We start from the raw sequence: 24,780 nt of genomic DNA on the forward strand, positions 1-24,780 counted from the left end.
CCTCGGTGGCGATGCGGATCGAGAAGGCCGACACCGATCAGACCCGCTGGAAGGGGTAGAAGCCGCGGCCGAGGCCGAGGATGCCGGTCAGTTCGTCCAGCGCCGCCCGGCCTTCGTCCAGCAGGGCGGGATCGGCGAGGTCCCGGGGCGCGAGCGTGTCACGATACCGGGCCGCGGCCCAGGCGGAGAGGCGGGCGTGGAGGGCGTCGGTCATCCGCATGGCGGGGTTGGCCGCCGCCAGCTCGGCCTCGGTCAGGACCACGCGCAGACGCAGGCAGGCGGGGCCGCCGCCGTTGCGCATGGACTGGCGGACATCGACGTACTCGACCCGGCCGATCGGGCCGTTGGAGGCGGCCAGCCGCTCGGCGACGGCGTGGCTGCGCGGGTTGTCGCGGGTCTCGGTGGGGCAGATCAGGGTCAGCCGATCCTCACCCGGAATCCGCACCAGCATCGAGTTGAACAGATAGCTGGAGATGGCGTCGGCGAGCGGCAGGTCGGCGGAGGAGACCTCGACGAAGATCGGCTCGAACAGGCCGGCGGCGGCGGCGCGGATGTCGGCCTTCGTAGCCTCCGTGTCCTCGAAGGCCAGTTCGTGGAAGAACAGGGTCTCCAGGGCGCCGACGCAGACGACGTCGTTGTGGAAGGTCCCGCCGGCGATGGCGGCTCCCGACTGGCGCGGGAAGACGGCGCGCGCGGCGCCGTGGCGGCGGGCGACGGCCTCGGACGCCTCGCGCGTCTGCCGGGCGGGGAAGGCGCCGGACCAGGGCTCGTACGCCTCGCGGCCCCAGACGAGGATGTTGACGCCGGGCTCGCCGTGGTCGGCGCACAGACGGACGTGGTTGGCGGCGCCCTCGTCGGCCAGGTGGGCGACGGAGGGCAGGGCGTCGTGGACGGCGAAGCGGGCCGGATCGGGGAAGAGGGCGTCCAGCGCCCGCTTCGTCTGCGCATGCTCCAGCGAGCGGTGCAGGTTGGTGGCCAGATTGGCGGGGGTGAAATGGACCCGGCCGTCGGCGGCGTCGGCGGACGGAGTCACCGTGGCGGCGTTGGCGGCCCACATGGGGGAGGCCGAACAGGCGGCGGCGGCGAAGGACGGCGCGGTCTTCCAGGCGGTCTCAAGCACGGCGGCGTCGGAGCCGCTGAAGCCGAGGCTGCGCAGGAAGGGGATGTCGGGCCGCTCGTGCGGCGGCAGGACAAACTGGGGCAGGCCGAGGTCGGCCAGCCGTTTCATCTTGTCGAGACCTTGCAGAACTGCGGCGCGGGGGTTGGACGACTCGCCGGCGTTGAGGCTGGAGGCCAGATTGCCCGGCGACAGGCCGGCATAGGAGTGCGTCGGTCCGATGAGGCCGTCGGCGTTTGCCTCGACAGCAGAGGTCACGGCAGCAAGCCCTTGATCTCGCTTTCGATGTTCTTCACCGATTCGGCCTCGAAACTGGCCACCGGATAGGCGCAGTAATCAGCGGCGTAATAGGCGGACGGTCTATGGTTGCCGCTGGCGCCCAGGCCGCCAAAGGGCATGTCGCCGGCCGCGCCGGTGGTCGGACGGTTGAAGTTGACCACGCCTGCGCGGATGCGGCGGATGAACCGGTCCCAGTTGGCGGGATCGTCGCTGACCAGACCGGCGGACAGGCCGTATCGGGTGTTGTTGGCCTCATGCAGGGCGGCGTCGAAACTGGCGACGCGGCGGACCTGCAGGATGGGGCCGAAAATTTCCTCGTCCGGCACCTCGACGCCGGTGACGTCGAGCAGGCCAGGGTAGCAGAAGGCGCCGCTGCGCTCGGTATCGACGCGGCCGAAACCCTTGAGGATGCGCCCGCCGCGATCAGCCAGCTCACCGGCGCGGCCGCGAACGTCCTCGCCTGCGCGCTCCGAGATCAGCGACCCCATGTAGGGCTCCGGATCGCTATCCCAACGACCGATGACCAGCCGATCTACCAGGGCGATGACGGCCTCGATCACCGCGTCGCCCGCCTTGCCTTCCGGCACGATCAGACGGCGGGCGCAGGAGCAGCGCTGGCCTGTGGTGACGAAGGCGGACTGGACGACAATGCCGGCCACGGCATCGGCGTCGGCGGCGTCCCAGACGACCAGCGGATTATTGCCCCCCAGCTCCAGCGCCAGGATGACGTGCGGGTCGTCGGCGAATTTGCGCCGGAAATGGGCGCCGGCCGCGCCGGAACCGGTGAACATCAGGGCGTCGATGCCGGCGTCGAGCAGGGCCGCGCCCGTGTCGCGCCCGCCCTGGACGACATTGATCACGCCCTCGGGCAGGTCGGCCGCCTCGAAGGCCTCGGCCATAAGCTGGCCGATGAGGGGCGTCTCTTCCGACGGCTTGAACACCACGGTGTCGCCGGCCAGCAGGGCGGGGACGATGTGGCCGTTGGGCAGGTGGCCGGGGAAGTTGAACGGCCCCAGCACCGCCGCCACGCCATGAGGACGATGACGCAGGATGGCGCGGCCGAAGGCGGTGTCTGCGCTGCGCTCGCCCGTGCGCTCGTCATAGGCCCGGATCGAGATGTCGACCTTGCCGGCCATGGCGGCCAGTTCGGCCGTGGTTTCCCACAGGGCCTTGCCGGTCTCGCGGCTGATCGTCTCGGCCATCCGAGGGGCGCGGTCCTTGAGGACGGCCTGATAGCGTTTGAGGGCGTCGATGCGATCCTGCCGCGGGCGGTCGGCCCAGTCAGGGAAGGCGGCGCGGGCGCGGTCGGCGGCGGCCTGAACCTCGGCGGGAGAGGCGGCTGCGCCCTCCCAGACGGTTTCGCCGGTGGCGGGATCGGTGGATTTGAAATGGGTCATGGTCATCAGATGGTCGTTCAGGCCTTCACTCGCACCGTGTCGCCCGCGCTGACCTTCAGCGCGTCGGCGGTTTCGGCGTTCAGCGTGGCTGTGTCGCCCTCGATATGGGCGCGCTGGCGGACGGCGCGGAAGTCGGAGACGCTGTCCGTCGAGATCAGGGCCGGCAGCTCGGCCTCGACCTCGGCGGCGACGGCCACGGTCAGGCGGCGGGCGTCGCGGACGGTGCGGATGTTGTCGCGGCCGCAGGACACCGTGGGCCCGGCGTCGAAGATGTCGATCAGGCCGTTGGGCCGGAAGCCTTCGCTCTCAAGCAGGGCCATGGCGGGCACGCCCTGCGGATGGACCTTGCCGATCACTGCGCGAGCGGGCTCGGGCAGGAGGTCGACGTAGATGGGGTGGCGCGGAGCCAGGTCAAGGATGAACTGCTTGTCGGTCGAGCCCGTCATGCGGTCGGCCTCGTCGAACTCCATGGGGAAGAATTTGTGCGCCACATGGTCCCAGAACGGGCAGGCCCCGTCGGGTGTGAAGACGCCGCGCAGCTCGGCCAGGACGTTCTCATTGAACAACTCGGGCTGGGCGCCGATCAGCATGTAGCGCGACTGGCTGAGCAGCCGCCCTGCGCCGCCCTTGCGGCGGTCGGCCTTGAGGAACAGGGAGCCGACCTCGGTCCAGCCGGTGCATTCATTGACCAGGACAAGGGTCTTCTGCTCGAGCCTGATGCCGAGCGAGGGCGAGGACTGGGTGTTGGTCACCACCCGGAACGAGAAGAAGGGCCGGTGCAGGCCGACCGCCGCCTTGACCGAACCGATTCCGTCGACGTCGCCGGTCTCGGATTCCTCGAGCATCAGGGTGTACCAGCGCTCTTCTGGCGCCAGCTTTGCCGAGAAGCTGTCGCGGCTGACCTCCAGCCGGTCCGCCAACTGGTCCGGATCCTCGGGCAGGCTGGTGAAGCCCGGGCCGCTGAGGATGGCCAGTTCCAGCAGGTGGTCGAGGTCGGCGGGCGCGGCGGGTCGGACGACGAGCATGGGGTTACATCGTCTCCAGACGCAGGGATTTCAGTTTCAGGGCGTCGATCTCGCCCGAGGCGATCTTGCACAGGATCAGGGCGCTGAGCTGGGCGCGCTCGACGAAGCTGGCGGGCCAGGCGAATTCCTGGTCCGAATGGATGTCGCCGCCCAGCACGCCGAGGGTGTCGATATTGGGCAGACCCGCGGCATGCAGATTGTTGCCCTCGCAGACGCCGCCCGACGGTTTCCAGGCGATGGTCTGCCCCAGCAGTGCGCCGGCGTCGCGCACAGCCTCGAACAGGGCGGTCTGCGACACGTCCATCGGCTTGGGCGCGCGGGTCATGCCGCCGTGCAGATGCAGGGTCAGGCCGGGGAAGGGCGGGTCGGCCGCGATTTCGCGCACCGCGGTCTCGATCCAGTCCGAGGCCCCCTGATCGGGAACCCGGACGTTGAAACGGACCACGGCGTTGTCCGCCACGACATTCAGGGGCCCGCCGCCGGAAATCTTCGCCACATTGACGGTGACGCCGTCGCGCTGGCCGTTCAGGGCGTGGAGGCGGGCGGCGAGAATCGCGGCCCCCGCGACGGCGTTGGCGCCCTCGTGGAAGGCGCGACCCGCGTGGGCGGCCTTGCCGCTGACGATCAGATGATAGTTGCCGCTGCCCTTGCGCGCGCCGGCCAAGGTGCCGTCGGCGAGGGCCGGTTCATAGGTCATGCCGATGTGGCCGCGCGCGCCCAGCTCCGCCAGCAAGGGGGCCGAAGCGGGAGAACCGATCTCCTCGTCCGGAGACAGCAGCACCGTCCAGCCGACGCGCTCACGACCGGGATGGGCTTCAAAGGCCTCCAGGGCGGCCAGCATGACGCTGATCCCGCCCTTCATGTCGGCGATGCCGGGACCGTTGAGCGCGCCGTCCGGACGGGTCGACACGGTCTGGAAACCGCTCTCTCTGGGGAAGACGGTGTCATAGTGGCCGGTCAGGACGATCTGGATCGGGGCCGCGGGTCGGGCGGTGACCTTCAGGGCGTCGGCGTGGGCCTCGGTCCGCACCGCGCCGTCGTCGTCGATGGAGGTCGAGGTCCGGGTGGCGATTCGTTCAACCGTGGCGGGCAGACGGGCGGCTTCCGCCTCCAGCCGATCCAGCATCCGGCCCAGGCCCTCTGGGTTGCGGCTGCCCGAGTTGATTGCGGCCCAGTCGACCGCCCGGCCGACGATGGCGGTTTCGCGCGCCGCGACATGGTCGAGCACGAGTTGGTCGGAGGGCTGAATTCGCATGCCGGCGGACCCTAGCCGGGCCGACGGCAAAGGTGAAGGCGACGCCGGGTATCGACTTGTCGTCAGGGCCGGTTAGGCTCAGGCATCTTCGGGAGGAACACGAGAATGACCGATCTTATCAAGGCGATGAACCCCACCGCGCCCCTGACGAACGAGGAGACGGCGCTGGCCGCCGCCCGCGTCAGCGCAGTCGGCATGGTGATTGGCGCGATCAACCAGGTGGTGGCGGGCTGGTACTCCACCACCCCGGCGGCAGCCGAGGGGGCCGCGCGCATGGTCGAGCAATTCACCGGTCAGGCGCCGGACGCCGCCGCGATGGCGCAACAGACGCAGACGGGTCTGATCGTGACCGGCGTCTTCGTGGTGCTTCATCTGATCCTCGCCGCCGTGCAATGGCGGAAGCCCAATCAGGTCCTGCCGATCCTGTTCCTCGTCCTGGTGATCTGGGGTCTGGGCACGTCCCTGATCTCGCTGTTCGTGCCGGCCTTCTCGGCCGGGCAGCCGATGTGGCTGACGGCATTGACGATCGTCCTGCTCCTGATCGCGGCCATCGCCCATATCGCGGCCATCCGGGGCGCCAGCGCCCTGGACAAGATCCGCACCAGCGCCGCCCAGAATTACTAGACCCTAACGGTTCGGGCGCCGGTCCTCGCGACCGGCGCCCGGCTGCCGCGACTGGCGGCGCCAGCGGATCGACAGGCTGGCGTCGCCCGCGCCGCTCACCTTCGAGCTGATGGTCAGGTTGCGCCGCACCTGCCACTCGACATTCACGGCCGCGCCGCTCTCGCCGCCGCCGATAATCTCCAGATAGACATCGTCGCTGATGTAGCGGCCCCCCGCGACAGTCAGGCCGGAAGCCTCGCCGCCGAACGACAGCCGGTCGAGGCCGGCCAGTTCGCGCAGATTGCCGATGACGTCGAAGCCGCCGCCGCCCGCCAGGGCTGCGACGCCGGCCGCCAGCTGGGCCGCCTCGAACGCGGACAGTTGCGACGCGGAGCGCCCGAACAGAACCTGTGACAGGATTTCGTCCTGGGGCAGGGAGGGCGTCGAGGTCAGGACGATCTCGGGGCGCGCCGCAGTGCCCGTAACGCGGATGGTGGCGGTCAGGGCGGGGTCTTCGCGCGTCGCGGTCAGATTGAGCCGGATCAGTTCGGGATTGGTCGACAGGCTGACGGAGCCGCGCTGATCGAAGACGAACCGCTTGCCCGCGAAATCATAGTCGCCGCGCACGACCCGCGCCGTGCCGCTCAGGATGGGCCGGCTGATGGTGCCGGTGACGCGGGCGTTGACGTTCATCTCGACGTTCAGGCCACGGCCGACCACCCGCACGTCGCCGCCCGGCGAGTTAAGGCCGATGTTGAGACCGAACTGGAGGCCGCGCTGGCGGTTCTGCTCCTGCTCCGGAATGTCGCCGCCCGGCTTGTTGATTTCGACGACGTCCATACGGACGATGCCGGTCGATCCAGGCGGATTGGCCTCGATCCGGGCTTCGTCGATGTCCATCTCGCCGGTCAGGGTGATGTTGCCGTCCTCGCCGCGGGTCACGGTCAGCGGACCGGACGCCTTGGCCTCGGCGATGTCGTTGTCGATGATCCGGAACCGGTTCAGGAGCAGTTGGAAGCTGGAGCCCGAGCCCTGACGCAGGCCGATGCGGCCATTGCCGGTAACCGATCCGCCGGCGCCGTCCACCGCGCTGAAGGCCTCGACCAGGCCCGTGGTGTCGTCGAAACGGCTGGCCAGGGTGACGTTCTCGAGCCGCACGCCGGTGGCGCTGTCTCGGAACGAACCCTGCTGGAGGTCCAGTCGTCCGTTGATGCGCGGCTCGGCCAGCGACCCCGCCACGCTGGCGCGGGCGTTGACCTGACCGGTGAGGGACCGTTCGCCGCCGGCCAGCAGGTCCCAGATCGGCTGGATCTGCCCCTGTATGGAGATGTCGCCCGACATTTCGCGCGTCCGCACGACGGCCAGCCGCAGGGGAACGGCCGAAGCCACGACGGGCAGGGTGAGGTCGGCTTCGGCCTGGACCGCGTCGCCGTCATTGGCCTGGGCCTGGACCCGCAGGCTGTTGTTGACGAGGATGGCGTTCAGCGTTCCGTCGACCGCCAGACCCCGCGGCGCGTCGATGCTGCGGATATCCTGGGCCGTCAGGTTGGCCGAACCGGACAGATCATCGCCGGCGCCGCGCAAGGACAGTCGGCCGGTGATGGATCCTCGCATGTCGCGAACCACTGTGCCCAGATCGACGCTGGTCAGATTGGCCTCGATGACGGCCGCGCGGGAATCCTGCCGCAATTCGCCCATCAGGACGCCGCCGCCGATGCCGAGATCGACCCGGGCGACGCGGCCGTCTCCCGCCAGGGCGATGACGGCGGGATTGCGTGTCGTGAAGGCGATCTCGCGAACGCGGCCGGCTCCTTCCAGCAGCACCGACTGGGCGTTCCCGCTGCGGGAGTAGACGCCCGTTCCGTCGAAGGAGACGGGCGTCGCGCCACCGACGTCGGTCCTGACTGTGAAGGGCAGGCGGGACAGCGTTCCCCGGCCGTTCAGGTCGAGGGTCCGGATCACCCATGCCGACCCCGTCAGCCGGACGTTTCGGCCTGTGACATCGAGGATCGCCGTCTCGGCTCCATCGCCGTCGGTCAGGCGGACGCGGCCGTTGGCGGTCCCCGACGCCAGGAAGGCGCCGGGCCGGGCGGTGAAGGTCAGGTCGGCGCTGGAGGGGAAGCTGTTGGACAGGGCGATCGCGCCCTGGGCCGTGACGCCGCCGGCGTTCAGGTCGACGTCCGTCAGGCGGATGCGATCGCCTCCGAGGAAGAAGTTTCCGCTGGCCCGGGCGGGGCCGTAGTTCGATCCGGCGGCCAGGGCGATGCGGCCGTCGGACGCGTCCGCGCCGCGCCGGAAGCTCAGGATCATGTCCGCGTCCGTCAGGACCAGCTGCCCGGCGCTCAGCCTGCCGAATTTCGCGGTTAGATCGGCGCGCGGTTGGGCCAGGGTCCCGGTCAGGGCGCCCTCGCCGGTCATCGCGCCGTCGATGGCGACCGGGCCGACGCCGAACGGGCCCTGAGCATCCCAGTTCAGGGCCAGCCTCAGCCGTCCGTCGCCCTCGATCAGGCCCCGTGCGCCGGCGGTTCCCCGCGCGCCGGTCAGCGCCGCCCGCTCTATCTCGATCCGCCCACCCCTGAGGGCGCCGGTCGCCTGCAGCCGGGGCGTCGGGCCGAGGAGCCGGTCCAGCTCCGCCATGCCGGTGGCCAGCCGGCGGCCCCGGGCGTCGAAGGTGATCCGCCATGGCTGGCCGGTCCGCGCCATCGAGGCCGTGATCGGGCCGCCAAACGCGCCGCGCGCGCCCTTGCGGAGGCGGGAGACATCGGTGACCTGGGCCTGACCGCGGAAGCCCAGACCGCCAGTCAGGCTGCGTCCGCCGGACCCGGACAGGGTCAAGGCCTGGCCGGTGGCCTGAACCCGCTCGAGCAGGATGGCGCCGTCGGCCAGCCGGGCCGCTTGGAAGGTGATGCGCGGCTGGCTTCCCAGCAGTCCGCCGACAATGCCGGCGTTGGAGCCCCCGGCGGCGCGAAGGTCGCCGTCCAGGCCGAGCCGCCCCTGCCGCATGCGGGCGCTCAGCGGGCCCCGGACACGTTGGGCCCGGTAGCTCGAAACCTCGACCCCCAGCAGATCCGCCGATCCGGTCAGGGTCCAGGACGAGGCGTCGCCCTTGAACAGGCCCCTCCAGGCGGCGGGACCCGCGGCGCGCTGGCCGATCAGCCGGGTCAGGGACGGGGTCGAGATGTCCAGGGTTATGCCATCGGGACTGCTGCGGTCGCTGAGGCGGATGTCGCCGCTGGCGCTGGCGTTCAGATTGTCAGCGATCAACCGCCAGCCGACGCCGTGCAGCCCGTCCCTGTCGCTGTCGGTCGAGGTGGCGAAACCGAATTTGACGGTACGTCCGACGCGCTCGGCGAACGGCGCCAGCAGGTCCGATCCCGAGAAGTCGGCGAATCCTGCGATTCGGGTGCGGTTCTCGCCGTAGCGGCCCTTGATCACCAAGGGGATGAAGTTCCCCGTGCGCACCACGGCGTCAACGACCGAGCCGTTGACCACGGCCGTGGCGAAGAACGGCTGGTCAGGGGAATAGCCGAGCGCGCCCGCGATCGGACCGCCCTGGGCCTCGTTGGCGCGCAGGTTCAGGCGCAGATCGGTGATCTTCTCACCGAGCGTGGCGTTGATGCGCAGATAGTCGCCCGGCCGGCTGTTGCTGGCGGCGTTCAGGATCGCCTTCTTCGGACCCTTGCGGGGCGCGTCGGTCTCGCCCGTCAGACGCCAGCGGCCATATTCGCGGCTGAAGCCTTCCAGCAGTTCGACGTCGGCGGAGAAGCGGTCGATGTCGACCGACAGGGGCTGAGGTCCGGGCGGAGTGGTCGAAGGCTCGACCTCGGGGCGGCGGATCAGGCGAATGACCTGGGCCTCCACGTTTGTCGCGTGGAACTCGCGCGCCATCAGCGGCCACCAGTCCCAGTCGACGCGGACCTTGCGCGCTTCCAGCCAGACGCCCTTCGCATCGGTGACCGTGACGCGGTCGATGGTGAAGTCGTCGAACAGGTCGCCGCGCACGCCCTCGACATTGATCCGACCGTAGCGGCCGATCTTCTTTCCGGCGACGAAACTGGTGACCAGTTCGCGACCCGGATCAGACAACAGATACATTCGCCCGCCGACCAGGGCGACGATCAGGATGGCGGCGAGGATGGCGGCCCCCATGCCGCCGAAGAAGGCGATGGCCTGCAGCCGCGTGCGCTTCTTCTTCGCCGTTTCCGCCGGCGTGTCAGGCGCGTCCGCAGGCGGCGGGGCGGCGGTCAAAACGCCTGTCCGATACTGACATAGAGCTGGAAGTCGGCGTCGCCTTCCCGCTTGTCCAGCGGAATGGCGATGTCAGCCCGGATCGGTCCGAACGGCAGCATGTAGCGGACGCCAACGCCCGCGCCGTAGCGCAGATTGTTGAAGTTCGGGGTTTCCTGGAAGCCGACCGCGCCGGCATCAATGAAGGCCACGGCCTGGAAGCTGCGCCAGACGTCGCGGCGTATCTCGATTGAGGCCTCGACCAGGCTCAGGCCGCCGCGCGGCGTATTGTCGGGCAAACGCGGGCCCACGCCCTGATATTCGTACCCGCGGACCGAACCGCCGCCGCCGGAATAGAACAGGCGGTCGGAGGGGATGGCCAGTTCATCGCCGCCGACGATCGAGCCGAGCCGCGCCCGTCCCGCCAGGACGGTTTTCGCATTGTCCTGAAGCGGCAGATAGGCCGAGACCTGCGCCTCGGCGCGCAGGAAGGCGAGGGAATCGTCGCCACCGACACCGGTGGGCTGGGCCCAGATGGACAGGCGCCAGCCGGTTGTCGGATTCAGCGGATCGTTGGACCGGTCCAGATAGGCGCTGGCGCGGCCGGTCAGGATCATCAGATCGCGCTCGAGGGCGACGGGCAGCTGGGTGATCGGGTCGAAGCGGCTCTCGTCGTATTTGCCGGCGTCGATGCCGACGCCGTAGCTGATGTACGAGGTCTTGCCGATCCGCTGCTGCAGGTCGGCGGCCAGGGCGACGGCCGTACGCCGATACGCGTCGGTGTCCTCGTTCACGAGCGCGGCGGAGAGTTTCAGCGTCTCGCCCGGATGCCGCCAGTGGGGCAGGCTGAGGCTGGCACCGATGCGGCTGTCGATATTGGCCGCCCGCGCCTCCCACACCAGGGTGTCGGCGCGTCCGAACCGGTTGTGCCAGGTCCAGAGCAGATCGACGCCCGACCCTTCGGCCGTGGAGAAGGTGGCGCCCGCCTCGAGGATGCGGCGCGGCCGATCGGTCAGGGTGACGACGATGGGCCGGTTTCCATTGGCCAGGCCTTGATCGGCGGAGGCCAGGGCCACGCCGACGCCGTCATAGACCCCGGTTTCCAGCAGCCGGCGCTCCAGCTCGGCCACGTCCTCGGGATCGTAGACGTCCCCTTCGGACCAGGGCGCGAGACCGGCCACCCAGTGGGGATTGGTGGGCCCCCGGGTTTCGAGCCTGACGCCGTCCAGACGCACCAGGGCGCCGGAGGAGAGCCGGTAGTTGGGCTGGACGGTGAAGGCCGCATGATCGACCACCACCCGCCGGGGTTCGGCCTCGGCGTCGGCATACCCCCGGCGTGTCAGGACGGCCACGGCGCGGCCCTCGGCGGAGATCACGTCGCCGGCGCGCCCAGCCTGGTCCGGTTTGACCGCGACCTCGCTGAGGGCGGCCGCTTCGGAAGCGGGATCCGGAGCCGGAGCGGTCCACTGGATGCGTGGATCCGTGAGGATGAAGCGCCGGCCCGGGGTGACCTGAACGATGGCGACGGGGGTTTCCTCGCCCTCGACGACGTCCTCGAGCACCGGCTGATAATAGCCCTCGGACCTCAGCAGGGCCTCGGCCGCCTGCATGGCCCCGCGCGCGCGCCGGCGCGCCTCGAACCGGTTGGTGGGCGGCGCATCGACCTCGCCTACGGCCCGCTCCAGTTGTTCGCGAAGCTCGGCGTCCATCTCGCCGCGAATCCGGGCGCGCGGGTCTGCATGGGCGGCGGACGCGAGGAGAGCGAGACCCGCCGTGCTGACGAGAAACAGGGCGTGCCTTGGCGTCAAACTGGAACTTTCGTCAGGACGGAGAGCCGCCGCCGATCATCGGCGATCAGTAGAAGAGGGTTTCACTCTCGGGTTTGACCGACTCTTCGGACGACCGCTTTTCGGGGGGAAGAGTTGTCGAATCCACAGGCGGCGTATCGACCGCGCTGGGCTCGGCCGCCGGAACGCCGGCGTCCTCGGCGGCGGGGGCGACAGGGGCCTCCATCGTCGCGTCCGCGGTTTCGGGCTCGTTCGACTCCTGCGGATCGCTGCAGGCTGCGGCGGTCATGGCGCTGGTCAGGACCAGACAGGCGATCAGTCGTTTCATGGATGGCGTCTCCCCCGGATCGGCCTTCCAACGCGCGACCGGTTCGCCCGTTCCATAGCCTTGAACGGACCGATGGTCACCACGCCAGAGGGCGGTCAGGCAAGATTTTGCGGTTCGGTGACGGATGAGTCCGTCGGGCGGATCCCATGGCTCCAGCGCGTCAGGGCCTCGGCGACCGAGAGCACCGCGCCCTCGGGTTCCGGAAGCGGGTTGGAGCCCGCGAATCGCGGGGCGGGCGAGGGCTGGGGCGGGCTGCCCGCCGTGAAGGTGTTCCGGGCGGCGTTGTGCGGGTGCCCGGGGGCCTCTGCGAGCGTCAGCACCGGGGTGACGCAGGCGTCCGTGCCCTCGAACCGGGCCGCCCAGTCGTCGCGGTCGCGGGTGGCGAAGATCGCCTCCAGCCGGGCGTGCAGCGCGGGCCAGTTCGCCATGTCGTACTGCGGAGCCTCGGCCTCGCTCAGGCCCAGGCCGGCCAGCAAGGCGCTGTAGAACTGCGGCTCCAACGCCCCGACGGCGACGAACCGTCCGTCGCGGCAGGTGAAGCAGCGGTAGAAGGGGGCCCCGCCGTCCAGCAGATTGGCGCCGCGTTCCTCGCGCCAGAGTCCGCGCCCCGACAGGGCGTGGAACAGGCTCGTCAGCAGGGCGGACCCGTCCGTCATGGCGGCGTCCACGACGCGGCCTGCGCCGGTCCGCCGGGCCTCGATCAAACCCGCCAGCAAGCCGGTGACCAGTATCATGGCCCCGCCGCCGTAGTCGCCGATCAGGTTCAGCGGCGGCCGGGGCGGGCGGTCAGGCTCGCCCATGGGGTGCAGGGCGCCGCTGAGGGCGATATAGTTGATGTCGTGGCCGACCTCGGCCGCCTTGGGCCCGGTCTGGCCCCAGCCGGTGACGCGACCGTAGACGAGACGGGGGTTGCGGGCGGCGCAGACGTCCGGGCCGAGGCCCAGCCGTTCCATGACGCCGGGGCGGAACCCCTCGATCAGGCCGTCCGCCGCGCCGATCAGGTCCAGGATCCGTTCCCGGTCGTCGGTATCCTTCAGATTGACCGCGACGGAGGACCGCCCGCGGTGGAGAACCTCGCCGCCGACGTCGGCGAACACCGGCGCGCCGGCGCCGGCGGCCCGGGTCAGGCGCAGCACATCGGCTCCGAGATCGGCCAGGACCATGCCGGCGAAGGTCACAGGACCCAGACCGTCGAGTTCGAGGATGCGCAGACCAGACAAGGGTTTCATGCCCGATGCCTAGCCCGGCGCCTTCATTCCGTCGACCCGGCGCTTGACCCGGAAGCCGGATTGCAACAGAAGGCGCGTCGCCGGGTTGCAAGCGCGATCCGACAGGTGTGCGTCCTTAGCTCAGTTGGTTAGAGCATCTGACTTTTAATCAGAGGGTCCTCGGTTCGAGCCCGAGAGGACGTACCACCCCTTTTTCTGGAACAAGGCAGGCCCCCTCCCGGTTGTCGTCAGACACCGAAAGGAGAATCCGCCATGCCCCATCAGAACGTCGATTCCTCCAGCGCCACGGCCCAGAACGCCGCGACCGATCCTGCTGCGCCCGGCGGTCCGGCCGGCGATCCGACGGACGCCCGGGCCGGAAGGGAACCGCGCAGCTACGCCGCCTCTGACGTGACCGATTCCTCGCTGGCCGCGCCGGCGGCAGGCGAGGTCGCTGACTATATGGATGAGGGCGACGCCCTTGCCGCGGACGATGTCCAGTCCGGCGGAAATCATCGCAATCGCCCTGAGCGAACCGAGGCCATGTCGGATCAGGGCCCGAAGACGACAGCCGGCAACAAGGAGCGGCTGAAGTCCGGTTCCGCCGACGGCCGCTAGGGATCGCCGCGCCGTGTGCGCCATTTCCCGGAAACCAGCGCGCCCGGCTTTGTGCGGCTGAATTTGAACTCGTGCTGGCGGCACAGTCGGGTGAGCGAGGTTTGCACGAACTGGAACATGCCGCCGGACCCCAGCCGGATTTGCGCCGCCCGGAAGTGCTTTCGCCGGATTGCGGGGCATGGTTGAAGAGCGGATGCGCAAGACCTTGCTCTTCCTGATCGCGATCGCTTTGACCGGGTGCAACGCCGGCGGCTCGGCGATGGATGGAGCCCGGCAGCTCGGGGCGGGGCTGGGGGCGGCGGCGACGGCGCCGCTGGACGATCTGAACCTGCGTCGCGAGCATATCCCGACTGTCCTGCTGCAAGCCGAGGCCAATCCGTACGACCTGCGCAACCTGAACCACTGCGCCACCATCGGGGCGGAGATCGCGCGGCTCAACGAGGCGCTGGGGCCCGATTCCGACGAACCACCCGCGCCGGACGGCTCGTTCCTCAGCGAGCGCGCGGCGGATGCGGCCGCCGCGGGCGCGCTGGACGCGATCCGGGACGCCACGACCGACTTCATTCCGGGCCGCAGCTGGATCCGCCAGCTGTCCGGGGCCGAGCAGCACAGCCGGCATGTCCAGTCCGCCATCGAGGCCGGACGGCTGCGGCGGGCCTTCCTCAAGGGGACGGGGATGCAGCGGAACTGCGCCCCGCCGGCGGCGCCGGCCTGGTTCCGGCCCAGAGGCCGCAGCCAGCGCTAGCCGTTCGAGGCGTGCCGGGCGTGGAAGTCGCGGCGGAAAACCTCGAACCGGCCTTCGGCGATCGCCGAACGCATCGCCGCCATCAGGGTCTGGAAGAAGGCGATGTTGTGCCAGCTGAGCAGCACCTTGCCCAAGATCTCGTCGGTCCGGATAAGGTGATGCAGATAAGCTTTTGAATATCCGGAGGAAGCCGGGCACTCCATCATCGGGTCCAGCGGATCCTGATCCTCGGCGAAGCGGGCGTTCTTGAGGTTGATCGGGCCTTCCCACGTCCAGGCCTGGCCGTGGCGGCCGGCGCGGGTGGGCAGGACGCAGTCGAACATGTCGACGCCGCGCCAGACCGCCTCTACCAGATCGACCGGCTTGCCGACCCCCATCAGATAGCGGGGCCGGTCGGCGGGCAGCATCTCTGGCGCATAGTCCAGGACGTCGCACATGGCCTGATGGCCCTCGCCGACGGCGAGGCCGCCGATGGCGTAGCCGTCGAAGCCGATCTCCTGCAACCGGTCCGAGGACTCGCGGCGCAGGTTCTGGAAGGTCGAGCCCTGCTGGATGCCGAACAGGGCCTGGGTCTCGCGCGTGCCGAAAGCGGCCTTCGACCGGGCTCCCCAGCGGACCGACAGCTCCATGGCGGCGCGCGCGGCGGGCTCCTCGGCAGGCCAGGACACGCACTGGTCCAGCTGCATGGAGATGTCGGCGCCGATGCGGTCGGCCTGGATCTCGATCGAACGTTCGGGCGTCAGGACGTGCTTCGAACCGTCGATATGGCTGGCGAAGGTGACGGCCTCCTCCTTCACCTTCGAAATGCCGGCCAGGGACATGACCTGGAAGCCGCCGCTGTCGGTCAGGATCGGCTTGGTCCAGCCCATGAATTTGTGCAGGCCGCCCAGCCGCTCCATCCGCTCGGGGCCGGGGCGCAGCATCAGGTGGTAGGTATTGCCCAGGATGATGTCCGCGCCGGTCTGGGCCACCTGGTCCACCGTCATGGCCTTGACCGTGGCGGCGGTGCCGACGGGCATGAAGGCGGGCGTGCGGATGTCGCCGCGCGGGGTCCTGAGGACGCCGGTGCGGGCGCGGCCTTCGGTGGCGGAGATGTCGAAGGGGAAGGGCAACAGGCGGGCCTCGCGGAGGTGGTGAACCGGCAAGGCTCAGTCAGAGGAGTCGAGGCGTGTCAGAACGTCCCGATAGGCGGCCGCTATTAGAGTATCGAGGGCTGCCGTGTCGACCGGATGGCCCCAGCGCAGCTTCACGTGTCGCATGCCCTTGCCCGTTCCCTCCAGCAGGCCAGCGGGATCGCCGAGCGACGCGCCGTGGAAGAAGCCGACGTTCGCATGGGCCTTGAACGCACCGACGTACCCGAACGCGGCGTCGCCAATGCAGGCGGTTGGACACCCGTCGTGCATGACCTCCCGGACGTCCGCGCCACACGCCCGCATCCGGGCGAACCACGGCTCCGCCATGCGACGAATTTCATCTCCCGCGTTGAACCATGCGTCAACGTCGGGATGTCGCCTGACGGTGTCGTGAAGCCGAAAAGTCCGGGTCATTCCCTCAACGTTACGGGAACGCGGTCGCCCGGAAAAGCAATGACCCGTCGCCGTAGGAATAGAAGCGGTAACGGTCCTCCACCGCATACGCATAGGCCGCCTTCATCGTCTCCAATCCCGCGAAAGCCGAGACCAGCATGAACAGGGTCGACTTCGGCAGGTGGAAATTCGTCATCAGCACGTCGGCGGCGCGGAAGCGGTAGCCGGGGGTGATGAAGATGGCGGTATCGCCGTGGAAGGGCCGGATCTCGCCGTTCTCGGTCGTGGCGCTCTCGAGCAGGCGCAGGCTGGTGGTGCCGACGCAGACGATGCGGCCGCCGGCGGCGCGGACGGCGTTCAGGGCGGCGGCGGTTTCGGCGGACACCTCGCCCCATTCGCTGTGCATTTTGTGGTCGACGGTGTCGTCGGCCTTGACCGGCAGGAAGGTGCCCGCGCCGACGTGCAGGGTCACGGCATGGGTGGAGACGCCGCGAGCCTGGACGGCGTCGAGCAGGGCAGGGGTAAAGTGCAGGCCCGCGGTGGGGGCGGCGACCGACCCGTCCAGTTGCGCGAACATGGTCTGGTAGTCCGACCGGTCCCTGTCGTCCTCGGCCCGCTTCGCCGCTATATACGGGGGCAGCGGCATGACCCCGACGTCGCGGATGGCCTCGTCCAGCATGGGGCCGGCGAGGTCGAAGCGCAGCGTCACCAGACCATCCTCGCCCTTGTCGACCACGGTCGCGTCGAGGCGGCCGAGTTCGCAGGCGGCGTCGCCACGCGCGCCGAAGCGGATGCGATCGCCGGCCTTGATCCGCTTGCCGGGCTTCATGAAGGCCGACCAGACGTCCGGCGCGTCGCGGTGATGCAGGGTGGCCTCGACCTCGACGGTCAGGGTCTCGCCCTCGGGCCCGACGCGCTGGCGCACGCCGGACAGGCGGGCGGGGATGACGCGGGTGTCGTTGAAGACCAGGGCGTCGCCGGGTTCGAGGAAGCCGGGAAGATCGCGGATGATGCGGTCTTCCAACACCCCGTCGCGGACGACCAGCAGGCGCGCGGCATCGCGCGGCTCGGCGGGGCGGAGCGCGATGCGGTCGTCCGGCAGGTCGAAATCGAAATCGGCGGTCTTCATCAGGCGGCGCAAAGGCCACGGGGGCGGGGCGGGGTCAAGCCTGGCCCGCGCCCGTCCGGCCCCGCGCGCCGTACAAGCTCAGGAAAGAGCTGGTTGCAGCTTCGGGGCGGTCCGCTCCGGCGGGGGTGGCGGGCGAACTTCCACCAGCAGCGGATCGGGATCCTTCTCCGTCGGGGGCAGACAGACAAATCTGGCGCCCGTCGTCCCGTCCTTCAGACGAAGATGCAGTTCGGCGGCCTCGCCGGCCGAAGCCAGCCGGCAGGCCAGCTCCCGGCCCGCCCGTTCGGCGGCTCCGCCCGAGCGGAAGACCATCAGATTGTCCAGCGGGGCGGCGCGCACGGCCCAGCCAGCCGCCAGGGGTTCGACGACGATACGTTCCATCGGACTCCTCCGAAAAGATGGCGCGGGGCCGGGCCCCGCGCCATCGGGTCTTCGATCAGTGGGTCGTGCCCGAGGCGTCGTTGATGGGAATGCGCCGAACATTCTCGCGGGCGCGCTGCGTCTTCGGCAGACTGATGGTGAGCAGACCGTCGCGGAAGTCCGCCTTCGCCCCCGCCTCGTCGGCGTCGGGCAGGGACACCCTGCGTTCGAAGCGTCCGAACCAGCGCTCGCTCAAGGCGCGGCCTTCCTTCTTCTCGCCCTGCTTCTCACCGCGGATGCTCAGGACGCCGTCCTGGAACATGATCTCGACGTCGTCCTTGCCCAGGCCCGGCAGTTCCGCCGTGACCCGATAGTCGGTGTCGGTTTCGTCGATATCGAGACTGGGACCGGACATCCGCGACATCGCGCCGAACGGCGTGTCGAAGCCGCGCAGCACGTCATCGAACATCCGGTTCATCTCGCGATGAAGGGTCAGCACAGGGTGGGCCGCTCCGGTTCCGGCGGACGCGGCGAGGTCGCGATCGTTCCGACCCCAGGGGACAAGATCGCGCACATTCATCTCGGTACCTCCTTGTTACGGGGCGGATGAGCGTGGCGGGTCCAGCCCGCTCCCCAATCCCATTCCGCCCGGTTGGCGATTGATCATGAGGACGTCCCGTATGGGACGGCCGGGCTTCAGGACCCGACGCTGTCGAATCTGGATTCATCCTTGATCTCCGCAAGGGGCGGCGGGAGCAAAAATCAAAAATTGATCGGCCGCCGGGGACGCCGCCCGCATTGACCCCCGCGATGCGACGCGCCAAACCCGCCTCATGCTGCAGAACCTCGAAACCCTCGCGCGCGACGCCAGATCTTGGCCGTTCGAACAGGCCCGCAATCTCCTGGCCCATGTGCTGAAGAAGCGGCTGTCGGACGCCGAGCGGAATGCGGCGAAGCTGCTGATCGACGCCGGCAAGGCCGACGAGGCGCTGGCGACGTTCGAGGCGCTGCAGAAGCCCGTCATCTTCGAGACCGGCTACGGTCCGTCAGGTCTTCCGCACATGGGCACATTCGGCGAGGTGGCGCGCACGACCATGGTGCGCAACGCCTTCCGCGCCCTGACCGGCGACCACTGGCCGACGCGGCTGATCGCGTTCAGCGACGACATGGACGGGCTGCGCAAGGTGCCGGAGGGCATTCCCAATCCGGAAATCCTCGCCGAGGACCTGCACAAGCCGCTGACCGTGGTGCGCGACCCGTTCGGCACCCACGAGAGCTTTGGCGCGCACAACAATGCGCGGCTGAGGGCCTTCCTCGACGGCTTCGGCTTCGAGTACGAATTCCTGTCCTCGACCGAACAGTACAAATCAGGCCGGTTCGACGCGACCCTTCTGACCCTGCTGGAGCGGTTCGACGCCGTGCAGGCGATCATGCTGCCGACGCTGGGCGAAGAGCGGCGCGCCACCTATTCGCCCTTCCTGCCCGTCAGTCCGGCCACTGGCCATGTGCTGCAGGTTCCGACGCTGGAGCGGAACGTGGCGAAGGGAACCATCACCTTCGACGACCCCGTGGCCGGCCGCACCGAGCTGCCGGTCACCGGCGGCCATGTGAAGCTGCAATGGAAGCCCGATTGGGCCATGCGCTGGACGGCCCTGGACGTCGACTACGAGATGTCGGGCAAGGACCTGATCGAGAGCGTGCGCGAGAGCGGCAAGATCTGTCGCGCCCTCGGCGGCGTGCCGCCGGAAGGGTTCAATTTCGAGCTCTTCCTCGACATCGAAGGCAAGAAGATCTCCAAGTCCAGGGGCAATGGCCTGACCATGGACGAGTGGCTGCGCTATGGCACGCCCGAGTCGCTGAGCTGGTACATGTACCAGTCGCCGAAATCGGCCAAGAGCCTGCATTTCAACGTCATTCCGCGGGCGATCGACGACTATCTGGCGGCCATCGAGGCGTACAAGACGCAGGAGCCGCCCAAGCGGATCGACAACGCCGTCTGGTCGATCCATTCGGGCGCGCCGCCGACCCATACATCGCCGGTATCGTTCGCCCTGCTGTTGAACCTCGTCGGCGTGGCCAATGCGTCCAACAAGGAGCAGCTATGGGCTTATTTCGCCAAATACCTGCCTGAGGCGACGCCCGGGAATGAGCCACTGCTGGACCAGCTGATGGAGCGGGCGCTGAACTACTACGAGGACTTCGTGAAGCCGACGAAGTCGTATCGCCTGCCGGACGACAGGGAAAAGGCGGCGCTGCTGGATCTGGCGGGGCGACTGAGGGCCCTGCCTGTGGACACGACCGACGGCGAACTGATCCAGGGCGAGGTCTACGCCGTGGGCAAGGAGCACTCGTTCGAGCCGCTGCGGGGCTGGTTCGGGGCGCTGTATGAGGTGCTGCTGGGCGCATCGCAGGGCCCCCGGTTCGGCTCGTTCGCGGCGATCTACGGCGTGCCGCAGACCGTCGCCCTCATCGAGGCGGGCGCGAACGGCGAGCTGGCCCGAACGTGACATTACGGACGCTCCGCGTTCGGTAACGTACATGAACCGAATATAACGGCGGGGCTCCGGGAGCCTTCATCCGGCGTGGCGCATTGTGCTGCTCATCGACCAACCTCGATGAATTGGAGAGACCATGTCGAAGCTCATGAACACCACCCTGGCCACCGCCGCCGCCCTCGCGGCCCTGGTCACCGCGGCCCCGACCGCCTCGCTGGCGCAGGCCAACGGCGTCACGAACTGCGACGCTCCCGGCGGCCGTCAACGCACCGGCGCCCTGATCGGCGCGGTGATCGGCGGACTGGCCGGCAGCCAGATTTCGTCCAATGAACGCACCCTCGGCGCCGTGGCGGGCGCGGGCGCCGGCGCCGCCGCCGGCTCCTATATCGGCTGCAACCAGCAGCGCGCCCGGGCAGCCTCCACCGCCAGCAGCGGCGCCCAGTATCGCGCCACCTCGAACCTGCGCATTCGCTCGGGCCCCGGCACCAACTATCGTCAGGCGGGCTCGCTGCGCGCCGGCCAGCCCTTCGCGGTGATCGGCTCGCAGGGCGAATGGGTCCAGATCGCCGGCGGCGGTTGGGTCAACGCCAACTACGTCACCGCCTACTAGGCGATACGGCGTAGAGACACCGAAGGCCGCTCCGAAAGGGGCGGCCTTTTTTGTTGGGCGTCATCGCTCGCGACGCGGCTCGCTGCATGAGCGCGGTTACTGGCTGACCCACAGAATGCGGCCCATCCAGACGATGTCGCGGCGGGGCAGGGTGCGAGGCTCATAAGCCGGATTGATCGAGGTCAGGGTCACCGAGCGCGCCGTGATCGCCGCCAGTTCCTTGGCCAGGGTCTCGCCGGACGCGGTGCGGACCACGACGCGGTCGCCCTTGCGCACCCGCGTCGCGTCGCGGTCGACCAGCACGCGGTCGCCTTCGCGGTACAGGGGGACCATGGAATCGCCATCGATGCGAAGGCTGAACAGGGTGTCCTTCGGCTGCGGCAGCTCGGTCTGTTCCCATCCGTCGCCGGCCGGCAGGCCCGCGTCGTCGAAGAAGCCGTCCTCGCCCGCCCGTGCCATGCCCAGCATGGGGGCGGTCGACGGCCGGTCAGGGGCGTCCAGCGCCAGGGCGGCGAAATCGCCCAGCGAAAGTCCGGTCGCCTGCAGGATGCGGGTCAGGCTCTCTGTCGAGGGCCAGCGGGGTCGGGGAGGATCTCCGGCGCCGAACCGCTTGGACGGATTGAAACTGGTCGCGTCCAGACCGGCCCGTAGCGCCAGCCCCGAGGCGCTGAGCCCCTCGCGCCGGGCCAGGCCGTCGATCGCCTTCCACAACTGGGCATGGGACAGGGGCATGGAGCCTCGCGCGGGGCCGGGGGCCGATTCGCACGCAGATTACAGGGCGGGAATAGGAATATCCACCTAACTATGCACTTTACAAACCGGGCTGTTCTGGTAGGTTGAGGCATGGCCAACGCAACGCTTTCCGACCCGATCTTCCATGACGAGGACGCCGCCCGCGCTCACTTCGAAAAGGTGCGCTGGCCGGACGGTCGGACCTGCCCGCATTGCGGCGTCGTTGACGGCTCGACCGAGCTGAAGGGCAAGGCCCATCGCAAGGGCCTCTACAAGTGCAACGCCTGTGATCGCCAGTTCACGGCCACCATCGGCACGGTCTACGAGGACTCCAAGGTTCCCCTGAACAAGTGGCTGCTGGCCATGCACCTGATGTGCGCCAGCAAGAAGGGTATCAGCGCCCTCCAGCTACAACGCGAACTGGCCCTCGGCTCCTACCGCACGGCGTGGTTCATGGCGCACCGCATCCGCGAAGCCATGATCGACACCGACAACACCCCGCTAGGCGGCGAGGGCAAGGTCGTTGAGGCCGATGAAACCTACTACGGGAAGCCCGCCGTCTCGCCGACCGCGCGCACGTCCGGGAAGCCCTTCCTCAAGGGCAACCCGAAGCGCCGCAACAGCCGCCCGGTGGTCGCTCTGGTCGAGCGCGGCGGACGCGCCAAGGTGTTTCATGTTGCCGTTGCCGACAAAGCCACGGTCCAGAAGATCGTGACCGAGTACGTGCACCCGGCTTCGCGCCTCCACACCGACGAAAGCCGCCTCTACACGGGCGCCGCCGATGTGTTCGCCAGCCACGAAACGGTGAAGCACTCTCGCGGCGAATACGCCCGTGGCGACGTGAACACGAACAGCGCGGAAGGCTTCTTCGGCGTGTTCAAGAAGGGCATGAAGGGCGTCTATCAGCACTGCTCTGAGAAGCACCTGAACCGCTACGTCACCGAGTTTGGCTTCCGCCACAACACCCGCGCGGCGCTCGGCTTCAACGACACCATGCGCACCGATCTGGCCATCCTCGGCACGGTCGGGAAGCGCCTGACCTATCGGCGGTCTAACGAAGCCTACGTTTAGGTTTCAGGCGCTACGCCTAGCGCGTCTCCGAAAGAAGAAGCGCTAGGCCGCCCCAATCGACTCTGCTTCGTCGCCGTGCTTGCCTGCCGTCCGGGAGCAAGGAGCGAAAAATGTCTGATCGGGTCGAGGTGTATGGAACGGTGTCGATCTATGAACCGGGGGTCATCCCTACCGATCACGTGGATCGTATCCACGGGCTCCGTGTAGGACGGTCACCGGACGGCCAGCCTCAGGGGATCGAGGTCCAGTTCGACAGCGGCGATCACCGCAAGCACCTGACCATTCCCAAAATGGAGGCGCTGGCGCTTCTCTCGTTCCTGAAAGCCTTTCAACTGAACGAAGACCTCCCGTTCCCGGAGGACCCGCGTAACCCGAACTGGAAGGCGAGCGACTACAAGAAGAAGTAGACATCGGCGCCTCCGGGGCAGGGCTTAGGGCTTTTCTGGTGGCGCGGGCTTCGGCTCGCGCCCCTTCTTCTCTTTCGGCTTGTGCGGCTTCGGCGGGGTGTTCAGCATCCGCTTGAGCACTTCGTCGCGGCGCTCGGCCGTCGCCTCATCGTGCAGCCCGTTCGGCTGGTCAGGAACGTCCGTCATGGAACAACCATCGTCCTTCGATCTGGCCAGACTCGCGGCCCTTAAGGAGTATGCGAGCCTTGAGCACGAGCTATGCCTGCTGATGCGCAATCTACTCGGAGTGGACGACCCTGTCGCCGCTGCCGTTTTTTATCAGATATCGAACACGCGATCTCGCTACGCGATCATCGGTCGCCTGATTGGCCTTAGGCCAGATCCAAAGTGGAGAGCCTGGGCGAAAATAGAGCGCTGGCTCACACCCTGCGACACCGCCAGGAACCACCTGATCCATTGGTTTGAGGACCACTACATGAGGGTCACTGTCACAGAGGACGGGGGCTTGAAGGCCGCTAGCGCTGAACGGGTTCCTTGGCTACGCAACGCGACGCGTCGCGGCTCTTTCAGCGCCGACGAGAAGCGCTACGAAGCCAAAGATATCTTCACTGAGCGAGACAATTTCCGCGTCGCAAAGCACATCGTGAACCGGTTCCAGCTTACTGTTTGGAAGCCTGAAGAATGGCCATGGACTGATATATTTCAGCAACCAGCAGGCGATCTGACTCCAGTGGAATTTCTACAGCTCCTGAACGAGCGAGGACACGCAGCCCGGCTTCCACCATACGATCGGTGACCTCGACTTTGCGGTCGCTCTCTAGTGCCGGCCTGTCGGCCATCGGAATATTCCTTTTGCACGGTTTGTAAAGTGCACAGTTAGGAATATCCACCTATTCCGGTGCGAACGCGCGTCGGTCGCGCCAGGCCTGGGCCGTTCCCGCCGCGATGGCCAGCAGGATGCCGTAGCTGGCCAGATTGATGACGGCGTAGAAGGCCGCGAGGGGCGGGCGCAGGTCGACGACGGTCAGCAGGTGACTCATGACGATCAGGGCCTGAAGCGCGCCGGCCCAGACCGGCCATGAGCGCCGGCTCTTCCAGGCGAGGGCCGCATAGACGCCCAGCATGACCACATCGACGCTCATCACGCCCCACTGGGGTCCCGACAGCCGGCCGTCGTCCTGAAGCAGCAGCGACGCCAGCAGGCCCAGGGCGAAGGCGCCGGCGCCGACGCGTTCAGGCTCGTCGCCCTTGAGGAATGCGAAGGCGACGACCACGAGGGATATCGCCGTCCCGACCTGGGCGTAGAGGGTGTCAAGCAATGGGTTTGTCCCTCACTGACGGGGCGGACCTGCGCAGCTAGCGTTCGAGGCCGGCCGCTCGACGCTCCTGCCAGGCCCAGAAGGTGCCGACGGCAATCGAGATCAGGAGGCCGTAATTGGCCATGTTGTTGACTGCGGCGAAGGCGAAACTCGGAGGACGAATGCTGGCCAGCAGGAGAAGATGCCCGGTGACAATCAGACTCTGGAAGGCGGAGGCCCATACCAGCCAGGTCCGGCGAGTATGCCAGGCCAGTCCCACAAAGACGCCCAGCAGAACGATATCGAGGCCGATCAGGTCCCATCGCGGACCGATGATCATCCCACCGGCTGTTGAAAGCGACCCGGCCAGCGAGACCATGACGAACGCCGCGCTACCCAGCCGTTCCGGCTCATCACCCTTTATGAAGGCAAAGCCGACCACGAGAGCGGTGACGACCAGGCCGATCAATATATAGATGTCCACAGAATCGCCCCCATGCCGCTAGGCATGGGGGCGATACTGCCTCAAATCAGTTGCCGCGGAAATGTGCGGCTGCGGACAT

Annotated in this window: 25 protein-coding genes and 1 tRNA gene; 9 read left to right on the forward strand and 17 right to left on the reverse strand. The window is 68.4% G+C overall.

Annotated elements, in window-relative coordinates; translation table 11 throughout:
* Positions 1-37 precede the first annotated feature (37 nt).
* From astB to BrevBR_RS13010, 4 genes are read right to left on the reverse strand one after another with little or no spacing between them, the layout of a single operon-like run.
* Positions 38-1,375 carry an N-succinylarginine dihydrolase gene (gene astB / locus BrevBR_RS12995; RefSeq protein WP_340001226.1) on the reverse strand — a complete coding sequence of 446 codons (1,338 nt, stop codon included), beginning with the start codon at positions 1,373-1,375 and terminating at the stop codon, positions 38-40.
* Positions 1,372-2,793: a succinylglutamate-semialdehyde dehydrogenase gene (gene astD / locus BrevBR_RS13000; protein WP_340001459.1), complete on the reverse strand. Its 1,422-nt coding sequence runs from the start codon at positions 2,791-2,793 to the stop codon at positions 1,372-1,374. The genes astB and astD overlap by 4 nt, the downstream gene beginning before the upstream one ends.
* 17 nt (positions 2,794-2,810) lie before the next feature.
* Positions 2,811-3,818, reverse strand: coding sequence for an arginine N-succinyltransferase (locus BrevBR_RS13005; RefSeq protein WP_332640369.1), 1,008 nt, complete (start codon positions 3,816-3,818; stop codon positions 2,811-2,813).
* A 4-nt stretch (positions 3,819-3,822) separates the two neighbouring features.
* Positions 3,823-5,073: a hydrolase gene (locus BrevBR_RS13010; RefSeq protein WP_340001227.1), complete on the reverse strand. Its 1,251-nt coding sequence runs from the start codon at positions 5,071-5,073 to the stop codon at positions 3,823-3,825.
* 105 nt (positions 5,074-5,178) lie between these two features.
* Here BrevBR_RS13010 and BrevBR_RS13015 point away from each other — a divergent pair, with 105 nt between their 5' ends.
* Positions 5,179-5,697: a hypothetical protein gene (locus tag BrevBR_RS13015; RefSeq protein ID WP_340001228.1), complete on the forward strand. Its 519-nt coding sequence runs from the start codon at positions 5,179-5,181 to the stop codon at positions 5,695-5,697.
* Positions 5,698-5,700: 3 nt separating this feature from the next.
* Here BrevBR_RS13015 and BrevBR_RS13020 read toward each other — a convergent pair whose 3' ends face one another.
* From BrevBR_RS13020 to BrevBR_RS13035, 4 genes are all read right to left on the reverse strand, one after another.
* A complete protein-coding gene (locus BrevBR_RS13020) occupies positions 5,701-9,924 on the reverse strand; it encodes a translocation/assembly module TamB domain-containing protein (RefSeq protein ID WP_340001229.1) in 4,224 nt (1,407 codons plus the stop codon).
* Positions 9,921-11,612 (reverse strand): autotransporter assembly complex protein TamA, encoded by a 1,692-nt coding sequence (locus BrevBR_RS13025; RefSeq protein ID WP_445214763.1) that lies wholly within the window; start codon positions 11,610-11,612, stop codon positions 9,921-9,923. Before BrevBR_RS13025 ends, BrevBR_RS13020 begins: the two co-directional genes overlap by 4 nt.
* Before the next feature lie 145 nt (positions 11,613-11,757).
* Positions 11,758-12,018 carry a hypothetical protein gene (locus BrevBR_RS13030; RefSeq protein ID WP_332640374.1) on the reverse strand — a complete coding sequence of 87 codons (261 nt, stop codon included), beginning with the start codon at positions 12,016-12,018 and terminating at the stop codon, positions 11,758-11,760.
* A 95-nt stretch (positions 12,019-12,113) separates the two neighbouring features.
* Positions 12,114-13,247 (reverse strand): CaiB/BaiF CoA transferase family protein, encoded by a 1,134-nt coding sequence (locus BrevBR_RS13035; RefSeq protein WP_340001231.1) that lies wholly within the window; start codon positions 13,245-13,247, stop codon positions 12,114-12,116.
* A gap of 109 nt (positions 13,248-13,356) precedes the next feature.
* Here BrevBR_RS13035 and BrevBR_RS13040 point away from each other — a divergent pair.
* From BrevBR_RS13040 to BrevBR_RS13050, 3 genes are all read left to right on the forward strand, one after another.
* Positions 13,357-13,433 (forward strand) — tRNA-Lys (locus BrevBR_RS13040).
* A gap of 66 nt (positions 13,434-13,499) precedes the next feature.
* Positions 13,500-13,844, forward strand: coding sequence for a hypothetical protein (locus BrevBR_RS13045; protein ID WP_340001232.1), 345 nt, complete (start codon positions 13,500-13,502; stop codon positions 13,842-13,844).
* Between the two features lie 193 nt (positions 13,845-14,037).
* Positions 14,038-14,589: a hypothetical protein gene (locus BrevBR_RS13050; RefSeq protein ID WP_332640377.1), complete on the forward strand. Its 552-nt coding sequence runs from the start codon at positions 14,038-14,040 to the stop codon at positions 14,587-14,589.
* Here BrevBR_RS13050 and tgt read toward each other — a convergent pair.
* The 5 genes from tgt to BrevBR_RS13075 all read right to left on the reverse strand — a co-directional run bounded on the left by tgt (position 14,586) and on the right by BrevBR_RS13075 (position 18,184).
* Complete coding sequence (tgt, locus tag BrevBR_RS13055; protein WP_340001460.1) at positions 14,586-15,704, reverse strand: tRNA guanosine(34) transglycosylase Tgt; 1,119 nt, start codon at positions 15,702-15,704, stop codon at positions 14,586-14,588. The genes BrevBR_RS13050 and tgt overlap by 4 nt on opposite strands.
* A gap of 33 nt (positions 15,705-15,737) precedes the next feature.
* Complete coding sequence (locus BrevBR_RS13060) at positions 15,738-16,049, reverse strand: DUF1801 domain-containing protein (RefSeq protein WP_340001233.1); 312 nt, start codon at positions 16,047-16,049, stop codon at positions 15,738-15,740.
* A 97-nt stretch (positions 16,050-16,146) separates the two neighbouring features.
* A complete protein-coding gene (gene queA, locus BrevBR_RS13065) occupies positions 16,147-17,244 on the reverse strand; it encodes a tRNA preQ1(34) S-adenosylmethionine ribosyltransferase-isomerase QueA (protein ID WP_340001234.1) in 1,098 nt (365 codons plus the stop codon).
* Between the two features lie 78 nt (positions 17,245-17,322).
* Positions 17,323-17,625: a hypothetical protein gene (locus BrevBR_RS13070; protein WP_340001235.1), complete on the reverse strand. Its 303-nt coding sequence runs from the start codon at positions 17,623-17,625 to the stop codon at positions 17,323-17,325.
* A gap of 55 nt (positions 17,626-17,680) precedes the next feature.
* Entirely contained in the window at positions 17,681-18,184 is a 504-nt protein-coding gene (locus tag BrevBR_RS13075) for an Hsp20/alpha crystallin family protein (RefSeq protein ID WP_340001236.1), read from the reverse strand.
* A 253-nt stretch (positions 18,185-18,437) separates the two neighbouring features.
* Here BrevBR_RS13075 and BrevBR_RS13080 point away from each other — a divergent pair, with 253 nt between their 5' ends.
* Positions 18,438-20,111, forward strand: a complete 1,674-nt coding sequence (locus BrevBR_RS13080; RefSeq protein WP_340001237.1) for a lysine--tRNA ligase — start codon at positions 18,438-18,440, stop codon at positions 20,109-20,111.
* A gap of 124 nt (positions 20,112-20,235) precedes the next feature.
* Entirely contained in the window at positions 20,236-20,709 is a 474-nt protein-coding gene (locus tag BrevBR_RS13085; protein ID WP_340001238.1) for an SH3 domain-containing protein, read from the forward strand.
* 96 nt (positions 20,710-20,805) lie between these two features.
* On the opposite strand, the gene BrevBR_RS13090 is transcribed toward BrevBR_RS13085, so the two are convergent.
* The gene (locus BrevBR_RS13090) at positions 20,806-21,441 is read right to left on the reverse strand and encodes a S24 family peptidase (protein WP_332640384.1); all 636 of its coding nucleotides are present in this window, start codon (positions 21,439-21,441) and stop codon (positions 20,806-20,808) included.
* 111 nt (positions 21,442-21,552) lie between these two features.
* On the opposite strand from BrevBR_RS13090, the gene BrevBR_RS13095 reads away from it, so the two are divergent.
* Complete coding sequence (locus BrevBR_RS13095) at positions 21,553-22,512, forward strand: IS1595 family transposase (protein ID WP_340001239.1); 960 nt, start codon at positions 21,553-21,555, stop codon at positions 22,510-22,512.
* Between the two features lie 110 nt (positions 22,513-22,622).
* On the forward strand, positions 22,623-22,919 hold the full coding sequence (locus BrevBR_RS13100; RefSeq protein ID WP_340001240.1) for a hypothetical protein: 297 nt from the start codon (positions 22,623-22,625) through the stop codon (positions 22,917-22,919).
* 24 nt (positions 22,920-22,943) lie between these two features.
* Here BrevBR_RS13100 and BrevBR_RS13105 read toward each other — a convergent pair whose 3' ends face one another.
* Complete coding sequence (locus BrevBR_RS13105) at positions 22,944-23,105, reverse strand: hypothetical protein (RefSeq protein ID WP_340001241.1); 162 nt, start codon at positions 23,103-23,105, stop codon at positions 22,944-22,946.
* Between BrevBR_RS13105 and BrevBR_RS13110 the strand changes: the two genes are divergently transcribed.
* Positions 23,104-23,715 (forward strand): hypothetical protein, encoded by a 612-nt coding sequence (locus BrevBR_RS13110; protein WP_340001242.1) that lies wholly within the window; start codon positions 23,104-23,106, stop codon positions 23,713-23,715. The genes BrevBR_RS13105 and BrevBR_RS13110 overlap by 2 nt on opposite strands.
* Before the next feature lie 94 nt (positions 23,716-23,809).
* Here the strand turns inward: BrevBR_RS13110 and BrevBR_RS13115 are convergent, their stop codons facing one another.
* Together BrevBR_RS13115 and BrevBR_RS13120 are read right to left on the reverse strand one after the other, a co-directional pair.
* Positions 23,810-24,238, reverse strand: coding sequence for a hypothetical protein (locus tag BrevBR_RS13115; protein WP_340001243.1), 429 nt, complete (start codon positions 24,236-24,238; stop codon positions 23,810-23,812).
* Between the two features lie 37 nt (positions 24,239-24,275).
* Positions 24,276-24,686 (reverse strand): hypothetical protein, encoded by a 411-nt coding sequence (locus BrevBR_RS13120; protein ID WP_340001244.1) that lies wholly within the window; start codon positions 24,684-24,686, stop codon positions 24,276-24,278.
* Positions 24,687-24,780 lie beyond the last annotated feature (94 nt).

The organism is Brevundimonas sp. BR2-1 (genome assembly GCF_037626195.1).
GTDB lineage: Bacteria > Pseudomonadota > Alphaproteobacteria > Caulobacterales > Caulobacteraceae > Brevundimonas.

Excerpts from the sequence above, each read along its gene's own strand:
- BrevBR_RS13080 (WP_340001237.1), top strand. The coding sequence starts at position 18,438 with ATGCTGCAGAACCTCGAAACCCTCGCGCGCGACGCCAGATCTTGGCCG.
- BrevBR_RS13060 (WP_340001233.1), bottom strand. The coding sequence starts at position 16,049 with ATGGCGGAGCCGTGGTTCGCCCGGATGCGGGCGTGTGGCGCGGACGTC.
- BrevBR_RS13085 (WP_340001238.1), top strand. The coding sequence starts at position 20,236 with ATGTCGAAGCTCATGAACACCACCCTGGCCACCGCCGCCGCCCTCGCG.
- BrevBR_RS13025 (WP_445214763.1), bottom strand. The coding sequence starts at position 11,612 with ATGGACGCCGAGCTTCGCGAACAACTGGAGCGGGCCGTAGGCGAGGTC.
- BrevBR_RS13095 (WP_340001239.1), top strand. The coding sequence starts at position 21,553 with ATGGCCAACGCAACGCTTTCCGACCCGATCTTCCATGACGAGGACGCC.
- BrevBR_RS13100 (WP_340001240.1), top strand. The coding sequence starts at position 22,623 with ATGTCTGATCGGGTCGAGGTGTATGGAACGGTGTCGATCTATGAACCG.
- BrevBR_RS13035 (WP_340001231.1), bottom strand. The coding sequence starts at position 13,247 with ATGAAACCCTTGTCTGGTCTGCGCATCCTCGAACTCGACGGTCTGGGT.
- queA (WP_340001234.1), bottom strand. The coding sequence starts at position 17,244 with ATGAAGACCGCCGATTTCGATTTCGACCTGCCGGACGACCGCATCGCG.
- BrevBR_RS13030 (WP_332640374.1), bottom strand. The coding sequence starts at position 12,018 with ATGAAACGACTGATCGCCTGTCTGGTCCTGACCAGCGCCATGACCGCC.
- BrevBR_RS13110 (WP_340001242.1), top strand. The coding sequence starts at position 23,104 with ATGGAACAACCATCGTCCTTCGATCTGGCCAGACTCGCGGCCCTTAAG.
- astD (WP_340001459.1), bottom strand. The coding sequence starts at position 2,793 with ATGACCCATTTCAAATCCACCGATCCCGCCACCGGCGAAACCGTCTGG.
- BrevBR_RS13090 (WP_332640384.1), bottom strand. The coding sequence starts at position 21,441 with ATGCCCCTGTCCCATGCCCAGTTGTGGAAGGCGATCGACGGCCTGGCC.
- BrevBR_RS13050 (WP_332640377.1), top strand. The coding sequence starts at position 14,038 with ATGCGCAAGACCTTGCTCTTCCTGATCGCGATCGCTTTGACCGGGTGC.
- BrevBR_RS13005 (WP_332640369.1), bottom strand. The coding sequence starts at position 3,818 with ATGCTCGTCGTCCGACCCGCCGCGCCCGCCGACCTCGACCACCTGCTG.
- BrevBR_RS13075 (WP_340001236.1), bottom strand. The coding sequence starts at position 18,184 with ATGAATGTGCGCGATCTTGTCCCCTGGGGTCGGAACGATCGCGACCTC.
- BrevBR_RS13015 (WP_340001228.1), top strand. The coding sequence starts at position 5,179 with ATGACCGATCTTATCAAGGCGATGAACCCCACCGCGCCCCTGACGAAC.
- BrevBR_RS13010 (WP_340001227.1), bottom strand. The coding sequence starts at position 5,073 with ATGCGAATTCAGCCCTCCGACCAACTCGTGCTCGACCATGTCGCGGCG.
- BrevBR_RS13045 (WP_340001232.1), top strand. The coding sequence starts at position 13,500 with ATGCCCCATCAGAACGTCGATTCCTCCAGCGCCACGGCCCAGAACGCC.
- BrevBR_RS13070 (WP_340001235.1), bottom strand. The coding sequence starts at position 17,625 with ATGGAACGTATCGTCGTCGAACCCCTGGCGGCTGGCTGGGCCGTGCGC.
- BrevBR_RS13105 (WP_340001241.1), bottom strand. The coding sequence starts at position 23,105 with ATGACGGACGTTCCTGACCAGCCGAACGGGCTGCACGATGAGGCGACG.